General features: G+C 73.3%; 2 protein-coding genes. One reads left to right on the top strand and one right to left on the bottom strand.

What is annotated here, in order from left to right:
* Positions 1 to 335, top strand: a 335-nt coding sequence (locus ACXJKL_RS21140) for a hypothetical protein (protein WP_457208956.1), incomplete at its 5' end; no start/stop codon positions are given.
* 5 nt (positions 336 to 340) lie between these two features.
* Here ACXJKL_RS21140 and ACXJKL_RS21135 read toward each other — a convergent pair.
* Positions 341 to 1,362 (bottom strand): DNA glycosylase AlkZ-like family protein (locus ACXJKL_RS21135; RefSeq protein ID WP_457208955.1); only part of this gene is annotated, 1,022 nt, incomplete at its 5' end.

The raw sequence follows: 1,362 nt of genomic DNA, 5'->3' as shown, positions 1-1,362 counted from the left end.
AGACCGCCTCGGGCCGTGCGCTCCTGGTCTCCTACACCTGGACGCACGTCGAGGACGGCCCGCAGGAGGGCACGCTGATGCTCGGGGTGCCGGACCAGGACGGCACGGTCGCCGCAGCCTGGGTGGACAGCTGGCACCAGCGCGACCTCGTCCTCCTCACCGGGGTCGGCTCCGGGGTGGGCGCGACCGTCGGCTACGAGTACGCGCCGGGGTGGACGTGGGAGATCTCGCTGCAGGTGCACGAGGGCGCCCTGCAGCTGGTGATGCGCAACGGCGTCCCGAGCGAGGACGGTCCGGTCACGCTGTACGACGTGCTGCGGGGCCGGTGGTCCTGAATCCCTCAGGCCTCCACGACAAGACCCAGCCAGCGTCCCAGCGACGCGATCTCCTCGTCGACGGCCCCCCGGACGGCACGGCTCCACCGGTGGTCCTGGTGGACCGCGTCGACGCGCAGCACGCCCGCGGCCCTGTCGGCCGTCGCGTCGACCTTGCCGACCAGCGCGTCGCCGTGCAGCACCGGGAGCGCCCAGTAGCCGAACCGACGCTTCGCCGCGGGCTTGTACATCTCGAGCTGGTAGTCGAAGCCGAAGAGCTCCTCCATCCGCCTGCGGTCGAAGACCAGCCGGTCCAGCGGGGACAGCAGGGCGGTCCGGCCCGCGACGTCGTCGAGGTCCTCCAGGTACGCCGGGTCGACGCGCCACGTGCCGCGCAGTCCCTCCACCGCGGCCTCCTCGCCCGCGGGACCGACGTCGTTGGGCTCGTTCGGGGAGGCGGTGGCGCGGGGCCGGGCGATGCCCAGCGCCCGCAGCCGCCGCTCGCCGCGGATCCGGAACGCCTCCTCCAGCGGGACCGGCTCCTCGTCGGGGTAGACCCGCTCGGCCAGGTCCCACAGCTTGTCGCGCCCCTCGGAGCCGGCCACCRCCACCTCGCCGCGCTGCACCATCATGTCCAGCAGCCGGCGGACGTTGCGGTCGTTGTTCCACCCGCTCGACTGCCACGGCACGAGCGTCGTGTCCGGCAGCTCACGCGACGTGCACGGTCCCTCGTCGTGCAGCTGGGCCAGGATGTCTCGTCGCGTGTCGTCGTTGGCCTCGACCCAGCCCTCGAGGTCGACCTGCCAGTCCTTGAGCTCGCCCGGCCCCGGCCAGGCGGCCATCTCCGCGCGGTAGAGCGCGATGTCCTCGGCGGGTCGGAGCATGGAGTGCAGCTCGATCAGGGACCCGTCGGCCAGCAGCTCGTCGAGCGCCACCGTCCGGTACGCCGCACCCAGCCGCGACCACGCGACCACGTGGGCGCTCGGAGCCACCGCCGCGGTCGGCTCCACCTGGATCAGGGTGAGGTGCCGGACGGTCTCCAGCAGGT

This window comes from Nocardioides sp. P5_C9_2 (assembly GCF_054049555.1).
This window is presented reverse-complemented; position numbering and strand designations above follow the sequence as displayed.